Origin of the sequence: Burkholderia sp. ABCPW 14, assembly GCF_001523835.1 — a bacterium.
Classification (GTDB): Bacteria; Pseudomonadota; Gammaproteobacteria; order Burkholderiales; family Burkholderiaceae; genus Burkholderia; species Burkholderia mayonis.
Genome location: NZ_LOVS01000162.1, coordinates 1 through 18,233, shown reverse-complemented (window position 1 = coordinate 18,233; position 18,233 = coordinate 1). Strand labels below are relative to the sequence as shown.

Here is an 18,233-nt window from a genome sequence, read left to right as displayed (position 1 = left end):
GGCGGCGGCATTCATTCTTCTTCTTTCACGGAGTTTTACTCATGAGCAAGCGCCGATCGCGCGCGCCGCGCACGTTCGCGGCCGCGCCCAATTCGAGCGCCGGCAGCGCCGCGCCGGCGCGCGCCGAGGTCTTCACGTTCGACGATCCCACGCCCGTCATGAACCGGGCCGAGATTCTCGATTACGTCGAGTGTTGGTCGAACGGCGAATGGTTCGAGCCGCCGGTCAGCTTCGCCGGCCTGGCGAAATCGTTTCGCGCGAGCACGCACCATAGCTCGGCGCTGTACTTCAAGGCGAACGTGCTGGCGTCGACGTTCCGCCCGCATCGCTGGCTGTCGCGGCAGGCGTTCGAGCGCTGGGCGCTCGATTTCCTGACGTTCGGCAACGGCTATCTGGAACGCCGCCGCAACATGGTCGGCGGCACGCTGCGGCTCGAGCCCGCGCTCGCGAAGTACATGCGGCGCAAGGCGGATTTCAGCGGCTTCGTGTATGTGAACGGCTGGCAGGACCGGCACGAGTTCGAGCCCGGCAGCGTGTTCCAGCTCGTGCGGCCGGACATCAACCAGGAGGTCTACGGCTTGCCGGAGTACCTGAGCTCGCTGCACTCGGCCTGGCTGAACGAATCGTCGACGCTGTTCCGGCGCAAGTACTACGAGAACGGCAGCCACGCCGGCTTCATCCTGTACATGACCGACGCCGCGCAGAAGCAGGACGACGTGGACAACATGCGCGACGCGCTGAAGAACGCGAAGGGGCCGGGCAATTTCCGCAACGTGTTCATGTACGCGCCGGGCGGGAAGAAGGACGGCATCCAGCTCATCCCCGTGTCCGAGGTCGCCGCGAAGGACGAGTTCTTCAACATCAAGAACGTGACGCGCGACGACTTGCTCGCCGCGCATCGCGTGCCGCCGCAACTGCTCGGCATCGTGCCGAGCAATTCGGGCGGGTTCGGCACGCCGGACACCGCCGCGCGCGTGTTCGGGCGCAACGAGATCAAGCCGCTGCAGGCTCGCTTCGCCGAGCTGAACGACTGGCTGGGCGAGGAGGTCGTGACGTTCGACGATTACGAGATTCCGCCGGCGCCGGTCGCGGCGTAGAGGCCGGCCCGACTCACGTCGATAAAAGTATGTACAAATATTCATTGCATCGAAGCATTCTTGTACATACAATAATGCCTATGGAACTTGAATACAATCCCAACAAACGCGACAAGACACTGACCGAGCGGGGGCTGGATTTCGCGCGTGCCGTGGAGGTGTTCGCCGGGCACCACTTCACATTGGAGGATACGCGGGAGGATTACGTGGAATCGCGTTACATCACGGTCGGCACGCTGGACGGCCGCATGATCGTGATGGTTTGGACGCCTCGCGGCGAGGCTCGCCGCATTATCAGCATGAGGAAAGCAAATGACCGTGAGCAAGCGAGCTACGCACACCAATTGGGTTGATCCGGACGACGCGCCGGAGCTGACCGACGAATTTTTTGAACGGGCGGACGAGTACGTCGGCGACCGCTTGGTCCGCCGCGGGCCGGGCCGGCCGCTCGGCAGTCACAAAACCGCGACGACGATCCGGCTCGACGACGACGTGCTCGACGCGTTCAAAGCGACGGGCCGAGGCTGGCAAACGCGGGTAAATGCCGTGTTGAAGGAGTGGCTCAAGACGCACAAACCAGCGTAACGAATCGCATCGGCCAAAGGCAGGGCCGCGCACCGGGCAACCGGGCGCGGCCCTTTTTTGCGTCTGGGGAACGCGAACCGCAGAGCGACTCGGTGGGACGGCGCGCGGCGTGTCCTGTCGCTGTCCCATCTGTGTCCCGACTAGCGTCCCGTTGTCCCACCTAGCGTCCCGTCGTCCCATCTAGCGTCCCATCGTCCCGATTGCTGTTGCCGCGAGGCTGCGAAAGCGGTATGGGGCGATTCCGACGGCGCGATTAGAGGGCCTACAGCGGCTTGGCGCTGGCAGGGTGGCCGCGTTCCGGCCGCGCGCCGCGAGCGGCTCCACGAGGCCGTGACGCGGCCGGACGGGGTATTTGAGGGTCCGGCCCGCCTGCGCACCGGCGGTCACTGCGGCGGCTTTTGCGCAGTCCCCTCCTCGCCTGCGGGCTTTCTTGATGGGACACTTTTCATGCATCAGTCCCGTGCTGCGTGAGCGTCCACTGGCGTGGACTTCCGGCGACTTTGCATGGTGGCAGAGTCGTGCGTTTTGATGCACGCTGTTGCGTATTAGCGCGAGGATTGCCTTCCGCAGTCGTATCGTTAACTGACGACATCTCCGGACTGAGGCCTTGCACTTGCGTCGGCACTCGAAAATACACCATCGAAGTGATTTAGAAAGGTTTCGATGAGGTGACCATGATAATAGCCGTAAACTGTGGTGGTAACATCTTCGTTGTTCGGTTTTATTATATTGAAAGTCAGTTTGTCTGATTCAATCTTGGGCAGGAAAAAAGCTTTATCTCGCCATTCGGTGGATTTGTGTGTGTAGTACGTCGTATCGTCGTGCGTGATCTTCAGCCATGTCGTGATTTTCCCTTCTTGTTCCGTTTGTCCGATTCTTGCGTTAAAGGCGCTGAGAAGACTTTTTGCCTTATCTGTAAAGAAGTGCGTTGACATCGTGATATCCCCCGTCACATCGGAAAAATGTTCCCCATGCCGGCTCTTTAGTGCGATCTCACTACGCAAAGCATTTTCTTGCGCAGCTTTAAGCCAGCAAAGACCATACTAGGTGATGCAATAAGGGTTTTCAATTTGGAATGCCAATACCTTCTTCGTGGTTTACCCATGGAGGTGGGCAGAGAGGGCTGTAACATGCCATTAGGGAAACGCTAATTAAATGCTGATTCCACGTGATGGGCCACGCTCCGACAAGGGTTTGCGGCGCATGTAAGTAAATAATCAGCGTCTCCCTAGGAAGGCAAAGGGGCGCAAACACCGATTCTTGCAGAAGCGATGTGCGCAGCAGGATGTAGTAGGTCTGAAACTTGGCGGTCGATGAGCATTGGCAAGGCTCGCCGGGCGACTCACTGCGTCACGGCCTTCTTGGGGAGCTTGGTTCGCGGAATCATGTGTCGCGTTAGGCCTGCGCTTTCCAACGCCGCATTGAATTCGCGCGCGAGCTGGGCATTTTTCTTGAACTGGTGAGGGCGGTCCGACGATTCATCCAGAGCCGCGCAAATATGTTTGTGGATAGCCTGAAGTTCGGTATCCATATTCGAGCTGAACTCGTAAAAGGCATTGGTTCCAAGGTCGGCAAAGATGTTGATGTACGCCGGCCCGTCTTCCGCGCGGTGCACGTGTGTGCGCAGGAATTGTGACAGCTTCGACGACGGTCGTTCGTCACATTTTCGGTCGATATGCTGCCAAACCTTGTTTTGCAAGATTACTCGAGGTCCATCAGCGTGGGTCGACTCGAACGTGTATGCATCGACGAATGCGGGACCAAACACCATTGGAGGTGCCGTTGGGTTCTCTGGATCATTGTGACGGTGATAGAGGTCACCCATTGCTATTCCCCCTCGGCTGGCGAATCCATATGCGAGGAGCGTGCGGCACACCTTAAACACGGCGAACACTAGCAAACCAATCTCGCAAATGTCACGTCGGACCGACATGACGATAAAGTCCGAGAACGAGTGAAACCGATCATCGAACTCGGCGGGTGTCAATTTGAGATCGACTAGAGGCGCAAAGGCCTGCGCAAACCCGTCGATACGAATGTCCAATGCTGCATGGATACGGTGGAGAAGTTCCGCTTGTCGTGCGGACTTCACGATCCACTCCTTGAAGCCAAGGATGTCAATGAATGCGACAACGCGCTCCTCATACGCTACCCCTTTGGGGTAGTCGGTCTGAAGCTTGGGGAGCGCTTTGTTTTCCTGAGCGGGAACTTTGATTGAGGAGAGATCGGGCTCCCGTACTACTTTTTTGCGTTCCCGCGTGCCGGTGGTCTTTCGGGTCGCCAATTTTAATGGGCTGGCTTATTTGCGAGTTTGCGGAAGTAGGTTGCAATCGATTCGTTAGTGATCCACGAACTCGGTCCTTGGCTCCAGACCTTCTGCCACGGCCCATCACTATCATGCGAAATCGCAACGAGTTGGGCAGCGGTCAGGCCACTATGGACGCTTAGGACGTGATCAATTAACTGGCCGCTCCAACTTCCAGCAGGAAGGGACGGCTGGCTGACGACGAGGGGGTGACTAACAGGTATCGGATTTGACGAAAACACCTTCAGCGTGTGATACAGCCCCGGCAGAACAGGGCCGAATCGCCATGCTTCGAACTGTTCGTTTACGAGGGCCTCCCCGGACAGCGCGAGGTGCCAGCCGTGACAGAAGTAAGCGAGCTTCTGGATTGCGAGGTTCGTCGTAAATTGGGGCCGGTTTTGGGCGTCGGACCGGCGGATCAACTCTGCTGCGAGTTGGAGCGCTGATATCGTCATAGCCCTCTCCTGAAGGATCGTAAATTTTCGCCGAGCACTGCTCACAGCGAAACTGCCGAATTCTACTCGGAAATTTTTCTCTAGTACTAGTCTAGCCTAAATACTGTACGTATACCCAGTTAATTTTTTGTTGGGCGTTGCGCCACAGTGTAACGCCCCGCACGGGCGAGAGAAGGGCGCCGGCAACTGCCACCAACACTTCGTGGCTTGGCGAAGGGTACACATCCCACGGCTTTGCGTGGACGAGACGCTGGGCAGTAATACAGTGAAATTACAGTTGGGGCGAGCTTGGACGGCCTTGATTGGCCCTGGTTAGCCTTGGCTTTGAGGATTGTGAATCGCGCAAATCATTGATTTTAAAAGGGGGCTGGCTCGTAGAGAGAACTCCGAAGGCAGTGGACGAATGCGATGGCTCATTGGGCTGCATATGGGTCGCCTATACATCGGGGGCGTCGCTTAATGCGCGATCGTCTATCTGGTTCAACGTCGCTTGAACTTCTCTCAGGCCAAATTCGAATATTTCAAAGAGGGAAGAGACAACCACGCTATCGAGTTGGGTCACGCAATGTCCTACGCCCTCAGATGTCAATAGCATTGCGAGCGCGGTCAGGCGGTCCACTCTAAACACCGCCTGTTCGTAGGGGGAGAGTGAGGAATCCCAGTAATCGTCGGTATGAAATGTCATGTGGGCTCCACGTGCGGACCAATTAATACCCGCGCGCCCAACGCGAAGTGGGGCGGCCGGGCACAAGACAAGGTTGGAGTACCGGCGAGTTAAGACCGGTGAGCCCGAAAGCTCCCCTATCAAGGCCCGACCATAGTCGGCACATGACACAGACAGACGCCGCCTTTCGGCGGTCGCCTGCTTAACTCATTTTCCGGACTCCAATCCGGTTGTCTGCTGTCTCAGACGTGGATGATGATAGCGCACCCGTTATCGTCGGTGCTGGCTCGTCGCTCGTGACTGCGCAATATTAGACACCGTCTAATATTGGCAGGGAGGCAGAAACGAAAAAGGGCTTAGCATCGCTGCTAAGCCCTTGAATTCCTTGGTGGGGCGTGAGTGACTCGAACACTCGACCTACGGATTAAGAGTCCGCTGCTCTACCAACTGAGCTAACGCCCCAACAGAAAGAAAATTATGCATGGCATTTCGGGCCTTGTCTAGCCCTTTTTGCATTTTTCTTGGAATATTCTCGCCAGGCCTGCGCTGCCGCTCCGAACTCGCACGATCCGTCGCTTCTTGCGCGCTCCCGGTATGATGTCGCCCAAACCCTGTCGCGCGGCGGGCGCGCGGCTCTTTCTGGGCGTACGACGATGGACGAAAACTCTGTCCGTGATTTGCTGGATCGGCTCCTTGCTCCGTGGGTCCGTTCTCTTTCCCTGACTCCCGTAGCGGTTTCGGAGGAGGGCGTCACCCTCCGGCTGCCGTTCTCCGGTGAGCTTCGCCATTCGGGCGGCGTGATCTGCGGTCAGGTGTTCATGGCGGCCGCCGACACCGCGATGGTCGTCGCGATCTCCGCCGCGCTCGGCGAATTCCGGCCGATGACGACCGTCGCGCTCAACACCCACTTCATGCGCCCGGTCCGCAAGGGCGACGTGCTCGTCACCGCCCGCGTGCTGAGGATGGGCCGCAATCTCGTGTTCGGCGAAATCGAGCTGTTCGATGAGGATGGCAAGATGGCCGTCCACGCGACGTCGACCTACGCGCTCGTCTCCTGAGCGCCGGCGGCGGCAAATAGAGGCGAGGGGCGCATCCGATGTTCGATCAGGTCGTATTCGCGGGCGGCGGCAACCGATGCTGGTGGCAGGCGGGATTCTGGGACGTCGTGCGGTCCGCGCTCGACGTGCGGCCGCGCGTGATCGCTGGCATCTCGGCGGGCGCGGCGACCGCATGCATGCTCTACACGCGCGATTCGCGCTGGGTGATGCGCTATTACGAAGAGACGCTCAAGCACAACCGGAAAAACGTCTACTGGGGCAATCTGCTGCGCGCCGAGCCGGTCTTCCCGCATTACCGGATCTACCGGCAGGCGCTCCTCGACATCTACGGCGAGCCGTTCGCGAAGCTCTCCGGCGCACCCGAGATCCGTATCGGCGTGTCGCACGTGCCGCGCTGGCTCGGCGCGCGCAGCGCGGTCGCGGCGGGGCTCGTCGCGTACAACATCGAGAAATACGTGCGCAAGACGCTCCATCCGACGCTCGGTCGCTCGCTCGGCTTTCGTCCGGAGTTCGTCCGCGCGCAGGATTGCGTGCGCGTCGACGAGCTTGCCGATCTCGTCCTCCAGTCGTCGTGCACGCAACCGCTTACACCCGTCCTGCGCCGCAACGGCCGGCCGGTGCTCGACGGCGGGATGGTCGACAACGTGCCGGTCGGCGCGCTCGACGCGTCGCCGGGGCTCGTGCTCGTGATGGTGACGCGGCTTTATCCGCGTCCGCAGACGTTCGTCGTCGACCACGGCGGCCAGCGGCGGCTCTACGTGCAGCCGTCGAGCAAGGTGCCGATCTCGAGCTGGGACTATACGAGCCCGCACCAGATGCAGCATGCGTACGATCTCGGCCGGCGCGATGGTGAGCGCTTCCTTACCACCGCACCGCATCTCGTCGGCGAATTCGGCGCGGTGCGCTGAAGCGGAAAGGTGCGGCGAATACGGTGTGGCAGCCGTCAGATCATCGGCATGCGGCAGCTGGCGCGCGCGATGGCCGCGCGCCGTGCGCCAGGCTTCCACGTGCCGGCGCTCAGCGACGAATTCGTCCCTGATTGAGCGCTTCCGGATTCGCGACGCTCGATTGGTCGCCCGCGTCGAACGCGAGGATGTTCTTGAATGCGGCGCCGAAGTAGAGCTCATAGCTCTCGCGCTCGACGTAGCCGATATGCGGCGTGCAGATCACGTTTTCCATCCGCAGCAGGCTGTAGCCCTGCAGGATCGGCTCGCTCTCGTAGACATCGATCGCGACCATCCCCGGCCGGTTGCGCGCGAGCGCGGAGACGAGCGCGCTTTCGTCGAGCAGCTCCGCGCGGCTCGTATTGACGAAGAGCGACGTCGGCTTCATCCGCAGCAGGTCGTCGAGCTTGACGATGCCGCGCGTGTCGTCGTGCAGGCGCAGGTGCAGCGATAGCACGTCGGCCTGCTCGAAGAACGTTTCGCGGCTTTCGGCGGTCGCGAAGCCGTCGGCGCGCGCCGCTTCGAGCGAATGCTCGCGGCCCCAGATCAGCACGTTCATCCCGAACGCCTTGCCGTAGCCGGCGACGAGCCGGCCGATCTTGCCGTAGCCCCAGATCCCGAGCGTCTGTCCGCGCAGCACCTGGCCGAGCCCGAAGTTCGGCGGCATCGCCGACGTCTTGAGGCCGGACTGCTGCCACGCGCCCTGCTTCAGATTCGCGACGTACTGCGGGATGCGCCGCTGCGCGGCCATGATGAGCGCCCAGGTCAGTTCGGCGGGTGCGATCGGCGAGCCCGTGCCCTCGAGCACGGCGATGCCGCGTTCCGTGCACGCGTCGAGGTCGATGTGGGTCGACACGCGGCCCGTCTGGCTGATCATGCGCAGATGCGGGAGCTTGCCGAGCAGTTGCGACGTGATGTGGGTGCGCTCGCGAATCAGCACGAGCGCTTCGACTTCCGCCAGGCGGCTCGCGAGCTGTCCTAGGCCGCGCACCGTGTTGTTGAAGATCTTCACTTCATGGTCGGCGAGCATCTCGAAGCAATTGAGCTTGCGGACGGCGTCCTGGTAGTCGTCGAGGATGGCAATTTTCATGGCGTGTTTCGGGATTCGCGCGGGATGAGCGATGTGAAGTGGTGGCCGTCGCGCGTCGTCGCGCGCCGGTCCGGCCCGGTTTGGGGGGCGTAATGATGCTATGACGGCGGGGCAACAGGTGTATCTCTTTTTAACAGCTTGTTACGCGGCGCCGCAAGCGTCCATGCGCTAGCGGAGATCGCGCTGTTCAGGCCCCGCTTGATGCCGGCCGGGCGACGAATCCGCCGTTTCTCAATTGGGCAATTTGCAGAGGGAGATCGCTCAATTATTTCTTATTTCAGAACAGTTGGGCTATCCGGCTAGACAGGCTGAGCAAGTTCGAAGTTTTTTGTCGAGAGTTCGCGGGAAGTTGAGCAACTCTGCATCTTTTTCGCTGTCGTAGGAAAATTACTCATTTGCTTCATATTTTTGAAGCGGTAACAGCGGTAGGAGTGGAGTATGGATCATTTGCAGTCGATGCGAGTGTTCGTCAAGGTCGCGGATCTCGGCAGTTTCGCCCGGGCCGCGGGGGCGATGGACATCTCGAACGCGGTCGCGACGCGCCACGTCGCCGACCTCGAAGGCCGGCTCGGTACCCGCCTTCTGAATCGCACCACCCGTAGTCTCTCGCTGACCGAATCCGGCCAAGTCTATCTGGAGCGGGCCCGCCAGATTCTCGACGAGCTCGAAGACGTCGAGCAGATGGTCGTCGCGCGCAACCACGAGCCGGTGGGCACGCTGCGGATCGTCGCGCCCGTCGTGTTCGGCCTGCACAATCTCGCGCCGGTGCTGCAGACGTACACGCAGCGCTTTCCGAAGGTCATTCCAGATCTGACCCTCGTTGATCGGCAGGTCGATCTCGTCGAGGAAGGATTCGATGTCGGCATCGTGATCACCCGGCAGATGCGCAGCGCGAGCATCGTCACGCGCCGGCTGACGACGGGCTGCATGGTGGTCTGCGCAACGCCGAGCTATCTGGAAAAGCACGGCATGCCGACGCATCCCGAGCACCTCGTCGAGCATCCGTGCCTGAGCCTGCCGTCCGAATACTGGGGCGACGAGCGCGTGTTCACCGGCCCGGACGGCGAGGTGCGTGTGCGGCCGTCGAATATCGTCGTCGCGAACAACACCGAAATGCTGCGCCAGTTCGCGATGCTCGGCATGGGCGTCGCGATCCTGCCGAGCTATCTGATCGGCAGCGACATCGCGCGCGGCAAGCTCGTGCGCCTGCTGAGCGAGTACCGGCTGCCGCAGGTCGAGATCAACATCGCGTATCCGAGCCGCCGTCACCTGCCGGCGAAGGTGCGCACGTTCATCGACCATCTCGTCGAGCACTTCAGCCAATCGCCCGACACGATGCTCGGCGAGCAATGGGCGACGCAGGGCAGCCTGGGGCAGCCCATCGATGCCTTGCCGGCCGACGCGCTCGCTGAGCGCACGAGCGCGGATTCGGCGCTGTCGCCGCGTCTGCCGCGCGCGCCGCGCGCCCGCACCGTCGTGCCGTCGCCGCTGTAACGCACGACATCGCGCGCTCCTTGTCCGGCAAGTATGTCACCGCGCGCCGGATTCTCCACCGCTAAAAGCAAAAGCGCGGGCTCTCGATGAGCCCGCGCTTTTGTTTGGATCGAAGCATCGCAGCGTTCGCGCCGGTCGGCAGCGCGAGACGCCGCACGGCGCCGCGCCGGCCGGCTGCAACTGCGCGCCGGCTCGACGCGGATCACGAACCCGTCTTGCGGGGCGGCGTCTTGCGCGCGGCCGTCTTTCGAGCGGCCGTCTTTCGAGCGGGCGCGGCCTTCTTCTCGGTCTTTTCGGCGTCGTGCGCCGCCGCGTCGCCGGACGTGGCCATCGACTTGGATGCGGCCTTCTTCGCCGCGGCGGGTCGCGGCTCCTTCTTCTCGAACTCGAAGCCGATCTTGCCGTCAGCCTGCTTGACGAGATACGCCTTGAAGTTGCGTCCAGTGCGCGACGACTTGAAGTTCGGCAGCAGATCAGTGCGGCCGTTCTCGAGGAGCTTCGCCATCTGCTCGCGGGTGATCTCCTGCTGGAGGATCACCTTGCCGGAGCGGAAGTCGCAGGTCTTTGGGTTCGCGACCGAATGCTCGCAGACGTAGCTCATCCCGTGCTCGAACACGCGGCCCTTGCACTTCGGGCACGCGCCGACCGGCTCCTGCGCGGAGAAATCCGGCGCTTCGCCTTCTTCGCCACCCTGCTCCTGGCCGAAGTCGAACTCGAGCTTGTAGTTCTTCGTCTCGTCGTCGAACGTGAGCTTGAGGATCGCGGAGAACGGCCGGCCCATCTTGCTGCGGAAGCCCGACAGCGGTCCGATCTCCTTCTTCTGCAGCAGTTCCTCGACTTCGGGGATCTCGAACTGCCGGCTACCCGGAATCTTCGAAATCGAGAAGTCGCATTTCGTGCAGGCGAAGCGGCGGTAGTTCTCCTTCACCTGGCCGCCGCAATTCGGGCACGGCGTCTGGAGCGTCGCGTAGTCGCCCGGGATCGTGTCGGAATCGTACTCTTTCGCGCGCTTGACGATCGTCTGCGTCATCCGCGCGATTTCCTGCATGAACGCGTCGCGCTGCAGGTTGCCGCGCTCCATCTGCGCAAGCTTGTGCTCCCACTCGCCCGTCAGCTCGGGCGCGGTCAGCTCCTTCACGTCGAGGCCGCGCAGCAGGGTCATTAGCTGGAACGCCTTCGCGGTCGGAATCAGCTCGCGGCCCTCGCGCACGAGGTACTTCTCGCCGAGCAGGCCTTCGATGATCGCCGCGCGCGTCGCCGGCGTGCCGAGGCCCTTCGCGGCCATCGCTTCGCGCAACTCGTCGTCCTCGACGAGCTTGCCCGCGCCTTCCATCGCCGACAGCAGCGTCGCTTCCGAGTAGCGCGCGGGCGGCTTCGTCGTGAGGCCGTGCGCGGCGATCTTGTCGGTCTTGACCTTCTCTTCCTTCTGCACCGGCACGAGATTGGCGTCGGCGCCCTCGGCGTCGCGGCCGTACACCTGCAGCCAGCCCGGCTCGACGAGCACCTTGCCTTCCGTCTTGAAGCGGTGGCCGGCTACTTCGGTGATCCGGGTCGTCACCTTGTATTCGGCGGCGGGGAAGAACACTGCGAGGAAGCGCTTGACGACGAGGTCGTAGAGCTTCTGCTCCGGCTCCGACAGCGACTTCGGCGCCTGCAGCGTCGGGATGATCGCGAAGTGGTCGCTGATCTTCGAGTTGTCGAAGATCCGCTTGTTCGGCTTCACCCAGTTCTTGTCGAGCACCTGCTTCGCGTGCGGCAGGTAGTTGTTGCTCTCCTTCAGCATCTCGAGCGTCGACTTCACCGTGTCGAGGTAGTCCTCCGGCAGCGCGCGCGCGTCGGTACGCGGATAGGTGAGCACCTTGTGCTTTTCGTACAGCGCCTGGGCGAGGCCGAGCGTGTTCTTTGCCGAGAAGCCGAAGCGGCCGTTCGCCTCGCGTTGCAGGCTCGTCAGATCGAAGAGGAGCGGCGAGAGCTGCGTCGACGGCTTCGATTCCTCGGTGACGGTGCCGATCTGGTCGCGGCACGCGGCGACGATCGTCTCCGCGGCGGGCAGGCTCCAGAGGCGCGAGTCGCGCTTCTCGGGATCGAATTCGTCTTTCTTGAACTTCGGATCGAACCAGCGGCCTTCGTAGAAGCCGCCTGCGCAGACGAATTCTGCACGCACTTCCCAGTAATCGCGCGGCACGAAGCGGCGGATCTTTTCCTCACGCTCGACGACGATCGACAGCGTCGGCGTCTGAACGCGGCCGACCGTCGTGAGGAAGAAGCCGCCGCCCTTGCTGTTGAACGCGGTCATCGCGCGCGTGCCGTTGATGCCGACGAGCCAGTCGGCTTCCGAGCGGCAGCGGGCGGCATCGGCGAGCGGCTGCATGTCCGAGTCGGTGCGCAGGTGCGCGAAGCCGTCGCGAATCGCGGCGGGCGTCATCGACTGCAGCCACAGGCGCTGGACGGGCTGCTTCGCCTTCGCGTGCTGCGCGATCAGGCGGAAGATCAACTCGCCCTCGCGCCCCGCGTCGCATGCGTTAATCAGGTGGTCGACGTCCTTGCGCTTGATCAGCTTCGTCAGCACCTTGAGGCGCGACTCGCTCTTCGCGATCGGATTCAAATCGAAATGGGGCGGGATGACGGGCAGGTGCGCAAAGCTCCATTTGCCGCGCTTGACCTCGTATTCCTCGGGCGCGCCGATTTCGAGCAGATGGCCAACCGCCGACGACAGGACGTATTCGTCGCTTTCATAGTATTCGTCATGCTTGGTAAAGCCGCCCAAAGCGCGCGCGATGTCGTTCGCGACAGAAGGCTTTTCCGCAATGATGAGTGCTTTCGACATGACAGTGTGTATTGGTAGACCGGGCGAGCCCGACTGCGGGCCCTTTTACGACGGCTTTATAGCACACGGCGCCGAATCGGCGGCTGGCGTGAGCAAAAAGCGGGTCATCATAAGTGGGGGCAAGGGCGGCGGCAAGCCCGTCGCGCGCCCTCTCGCGTAAACGAGCGATAAAGTTGCATTCCTCAGCCGATATTTCGGGGGCGGATGGTTTTAGTCGAACAAATTGCGCAATTTCGGTGCATGCGGCGCGCCCGGCAGCGCGGTCAGGTCGGACAGCATTCGTTCGACGATTGTTGCGTGCGGCAGCACGGTGCCGAAGAAACGGACCGCGTTCGCGTCCTCGATCAAGAGCGTCGGAAAATTTTCGACGTCGAGGTCGTCGAGCCGATCTGCGTGCGTTTCGATGTCGATCCACGCGAAACAGGCGTCGGGATGCGCGTCGGCGAGCCGGTCGAACGCAACGCGGTATTCGCGGCAGGTGCCGCACCACTCGGCGCACAGGCAGGCGACGAGCAGCGTATCGGGATTCCGGAGGCGCTCGGCGATCCGATCTTCGTCGGTGTCGAGGTTCAGCGCGGGCATTGGCGGTTTTCCTTGCATCGTAACGTGGCGGCGGCGCGGGCAAAGGCCCAAGCGGACGCCTATTCGTCGGAATGTAGCACGGCGCCCGTCCTGCGCGCTTGAGCGGGCTCCTGCGCGCCGTCGATGCGGGTGTACCGGCCGCCCGGCAGCGCCGTGATGCGCCCGGCCAGTTCCAGATGCAGCAGCAACTGATGCAGCGCGTCGCTCGCGAGCCAAGTGCGCTGTGCGAGCAGATCGAGCGGCACCGGGCCGTAGCCGATCGCCTCGAGCAGCCGGCGTGCATCGGCGTCCAGACCGGCGTCCGCCGCGGCGCCGGCGGGCGCGTCGCGGCTCGCGGCCGCCGGCCGGGCGGGATCAAGGCCGAATTCGTCGAGCACGTCGGCCGCGGTCTCGACGAGCTTCGCGCCGTCGCGAATCAGCGCGTGGCAGCCTTGCGACCGCGGCGCGTGGATCGAGCCGGGGATCGCGAACACGTCGCGTCCCATGTCGTTCGCGAGCCGCGCGGTGATGAGCGAGCCGGAGCGTGGCGCCGCCTCGACGATCAGCACGCCGCCGGACAGCGCGGCGATCAGCCGGTTGCGCTGCGGGAAATGGGCGGCGCGCGCTGGCGTGCGGAGCGGCCATTCGGAGACGAGCGCGCCGCGCTCGGCGATCTCGTGTGCGAGCGCGCGGTGGCAAGCCGGGTAGACGAGGTCCGCGCCGGTGCCGATCACGGCGACGGTGCTGCTTGCTCCGTCGAGTCCGCCGCGGTGTGCGGCGCCGTCGATGCCGCGCGCGAGGCCGGACACGATCGCAAGGCCCGAGTCCGACAGTTCGCGCGCGAAGCGCGTCGCGTCGGCGAGCCCCTGCGGGGTTGCGTCGCGGCTGCCGACGATCGCGACGGCCTGCGCATGAAGCAGCGCGACGCGCCCTTTTATATATAGCAGCGGCGGTGGATCGTAGAGTTCAGCGAGCGTGCCCGGATAAGCGGGATCGTGCCGGGTCACGAGCGCGTTGCCGGGTGCGTCGAGCCACGCAAGCGTTTCGTCGACGCGCCGCTCGAAATCGTCGGCGGACGGCGCGAGCACCGCGCGGGCGGCTGCGTTGCCGATAAGCGCCGCCAGTTCCGCATGCGACGCTCCGAAAAGCGCCTCGGGCGACGCGAAGGCGCCGAGGAGTGCCGCCCAGGCGGCGGCCGGCACGCCGGGCGCACCCGCAAGCCGCAGCCAGCCGGCGAGCTCGGCGCGCGTCAGCGACAGCGGCGACATGACGAAGCCCTCGAGAAGCGCGGCCTGCGAGCCGCGTGGTGCCGTGATAAAATTTTCATGATCCGAAATAGAACGAATGCCACGCGCGCAGGCCCGCGGCGATTGGCCGGTCATTGCGGCGCGCTGCGCATTCCGCGCGTCGTCGAAACCATCTTGAGGCTGGCGCGCGCGTCGCGGCAGTCGGCCAAACGGCCGATGCGGGTAAGTCGTTCGTCTCTCAACACTGAACATCATGGCTTTGCTGAACATCCTTCATTACCCCGACAAACGGCTGCACAAGGTGGCCAAGCCGGCCGACAAGGTCGACGACCGCATCCGCAAGCTCGTCGCCGACATGGCCGAGACGATGTACGCCGCGCCCGGCATCGGCCTCGCGGCGACGCAGGTCGACGTGCATGAGCGCGTGATCGTGATCGACGTGTCCGAGGACAAGAACGAGTTGCGCGTCTTCATCAATCCGGAGATCGTCTGGACGGGCGACGGCAAGCAGATCTACGAGGAAGGCTGCCTGTCGGTGCCCGGCGTCTACGACGAAGTCGAGCGCCCGGATCGCGTGCGCGTGCGCGCGCTCAACGAGCAAGGCGAGAAGTTCGAGATCGATTGCGAAGGGCTCCTCGCGGTGTGCATCCAGCACGAGATGGATCACCTGATGGGCCGTGTGTTCGTCCAGTATCTGTCGCCGCTCAAGCAGAGTCGGATCAAGACGAAGATGAAGAAACTCGAACGCGCGATGTAACGCGCGCGGCTGCCTCCCGATTCATTCACACATGACACATTCACTGCGGGTCATTTTTGCCGGCACGCCGGAATTCGCCGCGGCGGCGCTCGCCGCGATCCATGAAGCCGGCTTTCGGGTGCCGCTCGTGCTGACGCAGCCCGATCGCCCGGCGGGGCGCGGGATGAAGTTGCAGGCGAGCGCCGTGAAGCGCTACGCGCTCGAGCACGGCATCGCGGTCGCGCAGCCGCCGTCGCTGCGCCGCACGGGCAAGTACCCGGCCGAGGCTGCCGCCGCGCTCGATCTGCTGCACGCGACGCCGCACGACGTGATGGTCGTCGCCGCATACGGCCTTCTGCTGCCGCAGGACGTGCTCGACTTGCCGCGCCACGGCTGCATCAACATCCACGCGTCGCTGTTGCCGCGCTGGCGCGGCGCGGCGCCGATTCACCGCGCGATCGAGGCGGGCGATGCGGAAACCGGCGTCACGCTGATGCAGATGGACGCCGGCCTCGACACGGGCGCGATGCTGCACGACGCGCGCGTCGCGATCGCGCCCGACGATACGACGGCGACGCTGCACGACAAGCTCGCGGCGGCGGGCGCGCGCCTCATCGTCGACGCGCTCGCCGAGCTCGAGCGCGAAGGCTCGCTCGCCGCGACGCCGCAGCCGGCGGACGGCGTCACTTATGCCGAGAAGATCGGCAAGCACGAGGCGGCGCTCGACTGGCGCAAGGCGGCCGCCGTGCTCGCACGGCAGGTGCGTGCGTTTGACCCGTTCCCGGGCGGCGCGGGCACGCTCGACGGCACGACGCTCAAGTTTTGGGCGGCGGAAGCGATAGTGGCGCCCGGCGACTTTGCGCCCGGCACGATCGTCGATGCGGGCCCGGACGGCGTCGTGATCGCGTGCGGCGAAGGCGCGCTGCGCGTCATCCAGTTGCAGAAGCCGGGTGGCAAGCGGCTGCCTGCGCGCGAGTTTCTCGCGGGCGCGCCGCTTGCGGCCGGCCAGCGCTTCGCGCTGCCCGGCTCCGCATAATTTCGTCGCCTGCCTGTAGTTCATCGGAATCGCGCGCGCCGCGCAATCGGCCGAACGGCCAGGTCGCGCGGCGCAGGACGCGCGCGTAGAATTCTCTGACGTCAGTATCGAGGGATCGGCATGTTCGGCATCACCCATCTTGGCTTGTTCGTCGCGGCGGTTTTCCTGTTGAACATCACGCCGGGGCCCGACACCGCGTACATCGTCGGCCGCAGCGTCGCACAAGGCCGCGGCGCGGGCCTCATGTCCGCGCTCGGCATCTCGGCCGGCTGCTTCGTGCACGTACTCGCGTGCGCGTTCGGCCTGACGGCTGTGCTTGCGGCGTCGGCTACCGCGTTCACGGTCATCAAGATCGTCGGCGCGGCCTATCTCGTCTACCTGGGCGTGCGTCTCGTCTTCGCGAAGCAGGAGCCTGCGGCCGAGCAGACTGCACGGCGCGGTGCGGACAAATCGCTGCGCCAGCTTTTCATGCAAGGGTTTCTGACCAACGTGCTGAACCCGAAGGTGGTGCTGTTCTTCGTGTCGTTCTTCCCGCAGTTCGTGTCGGCGGACAGCAGCCACAAAGTGCTCGCGTTCCTGACGCTGGGCGCGGTGTTCCTCGCGATGAGCACCGTGTGGTCGTGCATCGTCGCTTGGGTCGCGGGAACCGTCACGCAGCGCTTCGCCGGCAAGCCTGGTGTGAAGAAATGGCTCGACCGCGGCGTCGGCAGCGCGTTCGTCGGGCTCGGCGTCAAGCTCGCGACATCGACGCGCTGAGAATTGAATTTTCTCGAAACGCTCTTATCTAACAGATCGCTTACAATTGTGCGCCGCCGTCGATGAGCGAGCGGCGCGGTCCCCGCAGACGGATAAGGAGTGGGAAACATGTTCAATTGGGTCAAAACGGCGATGCTGATGGCCGCAATCACGGCCCTGTTCGTCGTGATTGGCGGCATGATCGGCGGATCGCGCGGGATGACGATCGCGTTGCTGATCGCGCTCGGTATGAATTTCTTCTCGTATTGGTTCTCGGACAAGATGGTTCTGCGCATGTACAACGCGCAGGAAGTCGACGAGACGACGGCGCCGCAGTTCTATCGGATGGTGCGCGAGCTCGCGACGCGCGCGAGCCTGCCGATGCCGCGCGTCTACCTGATCGACGAGGACCAGCCGAACGCGTTCGCGACCGGCCGCAATCCCGAGCACGCGGCCGTCGCCGCGACGACGGGCATCCTGCGTGTGCTGTCCGAGCGCGAGATGCGCGGCGTGATGGCGCACGAGCTCGCACACGTGAAGCACCGCGACATCCTGATCTCGACGATCTCCGCGACGATGGCGGGCGCGATCTCGGCGCTCGCGAACTTCGCGATGTTCTTCGGCGGGCGCGACGAGAACGGCCGTCCGGCCAACCCGATTGCGGGCATCGCGGTCGCGTTGCTCGCGCCGATCGCGGGCGCGCTGATCCAGATGGCGATCTCACGTGCGCGCGAGTTCGAGGCGGACCGCGGCGGTGCGCAGATTTCGGGCGATCCGCAAGCGCTCGCGTCGGCGCTCGACAAGATCCACCGCTACGCGTCGGGCATTCCGTTTCAGACGGCGGAGCAGCATCCGGCCACCGCGCAGATGATGATCATGAATCCGCTGTCGGGCGGCGGGCTGCAGAACCTGTTCTCGACGCACCCGGCCACCGAGGAACGGATCGCGAGGCTGATGGAAATGGCGCGCACCGGCCGCTTCGATTGACGAATCTTGTCGCAACGACGACGTGCTCGTAAGGGGGCGTCGCGAGGGTAGCTGCTTCCGATGCGCTTCGGCGCGCCGGGTGAACTTCCGAATCCCGCATGCTTTGCGCTGCGGGGTTCGCCGTTTGCGGCGGGGCGGCGGCGTTTGGGTATGCGGATTCTGCGGGGAGCCGCTGGCGGGCTACCGCGAATCGCGTCGTTATTGCTTCGAACACATCGCGCCCATCGCGCACGGTCGTCGCCGGCACATCGAGAGTCCGAAGCGCAAAGCGAAGAAACAGGTTGCCGCATGGCGGCCGCACCGTAAAAACTAAGCTTGCTTGTTGCTTGTTGCTCGTTGCTCGTTGCTCGTTGCTCGTTGCCCGTCGCCCGTCGCCCGTCGCCCGTCGCCTGTTGCCTGTTGCCTGTTGCCC

Annotated in this window: 18 protein-coding genes and 1 tRNA gene; 10 read left to right on the top strand and 9 right to left on the bottom strand. The window is 63.6% G+C overall.

Annotated elements, in window-relative coordinates:
* Window positions 1-41 precede the first annotated feature (41 nt).
* The 3 genes from WS62_RS26130 to WS62_RS26120 all read left to right on the top strand — a co-directional run bounded on the left by WS62_RS26130 (window position 42) and on the right by WS62_RS26120 (window position 1,682).
* A complete protein-coding gene (locus tag WS62_RS26130; RefSeq protein ID WP_066577101.1) occupies window positions 42-1,097 on the top strand; it encodes a phage portal protein in 1,056 nt (351 codons plus the stop codon).
* An 80-nt stretch (window positions 1,098-1,177) separates the two neighbouring features.
* Window positions 1,178-1,450, top strand: coding sequence for a BrnT family toxin (locus WS62_RS26125; RefSeq protein ID WP_066577106.1), 273 nt, complete (start codon window positions 1,178-1,180; stop codon window positions 1,448-1,450).
* Window positions 1,410-1,682 (top strand): BrnA antitoxin family protein, encoded by a 273-nt coding sequence (locus WS62_RS26120; protein WP_066577099.1) that lies wholly within the window; start codon window positions 1,410-1,412, stop codon window positions 1,680-1,682. The genes WS62_RS26125 and WS62_RS26120 overlap by 41 nt, the downstream gene beginning before the upstream one ends.
* A 578-nt stretch (window positions 1,683-2,260) precedes the next feature.
* Here the strand turns inward: WS62_RS26120 and WS62_RS35000 are convergent.
* From WS62_RS35000 to WS62_RS26100, 5 genes are all read right to left on the bottom strand, one after another.
* Entirely contained in the window at window positions 2,261-2,617 is a 357-nt protein-coding gene (locus WS62_RS35000) for a hypothetical protein (protein ID WP_082721299.1), read from the bottom strand.
* Between the two features lie 407 nt (window positions 2,618-3,024).
* Window positions 3,025-3,966: a hypothetical protein gene (locus WS62_RS26115; protein ID WP_226383412.1), complete on the bottom strand. Its 942-nt coding sequence runs from the start codon at window positions 3,964-3,966 to the stop codon at window positions 3,025-3,027.
* A gap of 2 nt (window positions 3,967-3,968) precedes the next feature.
* Entirely contained in the window at window positions 3,969-4,442 is a 474-nt protein-coding gene (locus tag WS62_RS26110) for a Panacea domain-containing protein (protein WP_066577096.1), read from the bottom strand.
* 436 nt (window positions 4,443-4,878) lie between these two features.
* Complete coding sequence (locus WS62_RS26105; RefSeq protein ID WP_066488486.1) at window positions 4,879-5,127, bottom strand: hypothetical protein; 249 nt, start codon at window positions 5,125-5,127, stop codon at window positions 4,879-4,881.
* Between the two features lie 365 nt (window positions 5,128-5,492).
* Window positions 5,493-5,568, bottom strand: a tRNA-Lys gene (locus WS62_RS26100).
* A gap of 191 nt (window positions 5,569-5,759) precedes the next feature.
* On the opposite strand from WS62_RS26100, the gene WS62_RS26095 reads away from it, so the two are divergent.
* On the top strand, window positions 5,760-6,164 hold the full coding sequence (locus WS62_RS26095; RefSeq protein ID WP_066488484.1) for a PaaI family thioesterase: 405 nt from the start codon (window positions 5,760-5,762) through the stop codon (window positions 6,162-6,164).
* 38 nt (window positions 6,165-6,202) lie between these two features.
* Window positions 6,203-7,072 (top strand): patatin-like phospholipase family protein, encoded by an 870-nt coding sequence (locus tag WS62_RS26090; RefSeq protein ID WP_066577093.1) that lies wholly within the window; start codon window positions 6,203-6,205, stop codon window positions 7,070-7,072.
* 109 nt (window positions 7,073-7,181) lie between these two features.
* Here WS62_RS26090 and WS62_RS26085 read toward each other — a convergent pair whose 3' ends face one another.
* The gene (locus tag WS62_RS26085) at window positions 7,182-8,198 is read right to left on the bottom strand and encodes a D-2-hydroxyacid dehydrogenase family protein (protein WP_059471457.1); all 1,017 of its coding nucleotides are present in this window, start codon (window positions 8,196-8,198) and stop codon (window positions 7,182-7,184) included.
* Window positions 8,199-8,636: 438 nt separating this feature from the next.
* Here WS62_RS26085 and WS62_RS26080 point away from each other — a divergent pair, with 438 nt between their 5' ends.
* Window positions 8,637-9,692 (top strand): LysR family transcriptional regulator, encoded by a 1,056-nt coding sequence (locus WS62_RS26080; RefSeq protein ID WP_066577090.1) that lies wholly within the window; start codon window positions 8,637-8,639, stop codon window positions 9,690-9,692.
* A gap of 202 nt (window positions 9,693-9,894) precedes the next feature.
* Here the strand turns inward: WS62_RS26080 and WS62_RS26075 are convergent, their stop codons facing one another.
* From WS62_RS26075 to dprA, 3 genes are all read right to left on the bottom strand, one after another.
* Window positions 9,895-12,519, bottom strand: a complete 2,625-nt coding sequence (locus tag WS62_RS26075) for a DNA topoisomerase III (RefSeq protein WP_066577087.1) — start codon at window positions 12,517-12,519, stop codon at window positions 9,895-9,897.
* Between the two features lie 210 nt (window positions 12,520-12,729).
* Window positions 12,730-13,101 carry a thioredoxin family protein gene (locus WS62_RS26070; protein WP_066577086.1) on the bottom strand — a complete coding sequence of 124 codons (372 nt, stop codon included), beginning with the start codon at window positions 13,099-13,101 and terminating at the stop codon, window positions 12,730-12,732.
* A 59-nt stretch (window positions 13,102-13,160) separates the two neighbouring features.
* Window positions 13,161-14,348 (bottom strand): DNA-processing protein DprA, encoded by a 1,188-nt coding sequence (dprA, locus tag WS62_RS26065; protein ID WP_066577103.1) that lies wholly within the window; start codon window positions 14,346-14,348, stop codon window positions 13,161-13,163.
* Window positions 14,349-14,580: 232 nt separating this feature from the next.
* Between dprA and def the strand changes: the two genes are divergently transcribed.
* The 4 genes from def (at window position 14,581) to htpX (ending at window position 17,821) form a co-directional block, all read left to right on the top strand.
* Window positions 14,581-15,084, top strand: a complete 504-nt coding sequence (gene def / locus WS62_RS26060; protein ID WP_066577083.1) for a peptide deformylase — start codon at window positions 14,581-14,583, stop codon at window positions 15,082-15,084.
* Window positions 15,085-15,115: 31 nt separating this feature from the next.
* Entirely contained in the window at window positions 15,116-16,099 is a 984-nt protein-coding gene (gene fmt / locus WS62_RS26055; protein WP_066577081.1) for a methionyl-tRNA formyltransferase, read from the top strand.
* Between the two features lie 120 nt (window positions 16,100-16,219).
* Window positions 16,220-16,855, top strand: coding sequence for a LysE family translocator (locus tag WS62_RS26050; RefSeq protein ID WP_066577079.1), 636 nt, complete (start codon window positions 16,220-16,222; stop codon window positions 16,853-16,855).
* 108 nt (window positions 16,856-16,963) lie between these two features.
* Window positions 16,964-17,821, top strand: a complete 858-nt coding sequence (gene htpX / locus WS62_RS26045; protein WP_066577075.1) for a zinc metalloprotease HtpX — start codon at window positions 16,964-16,966, stop codon at window positions 17,819-17,821.
* The last annotated feature ends 412 nt before the right edge of the window (window positions 17,822-18,233 follow it).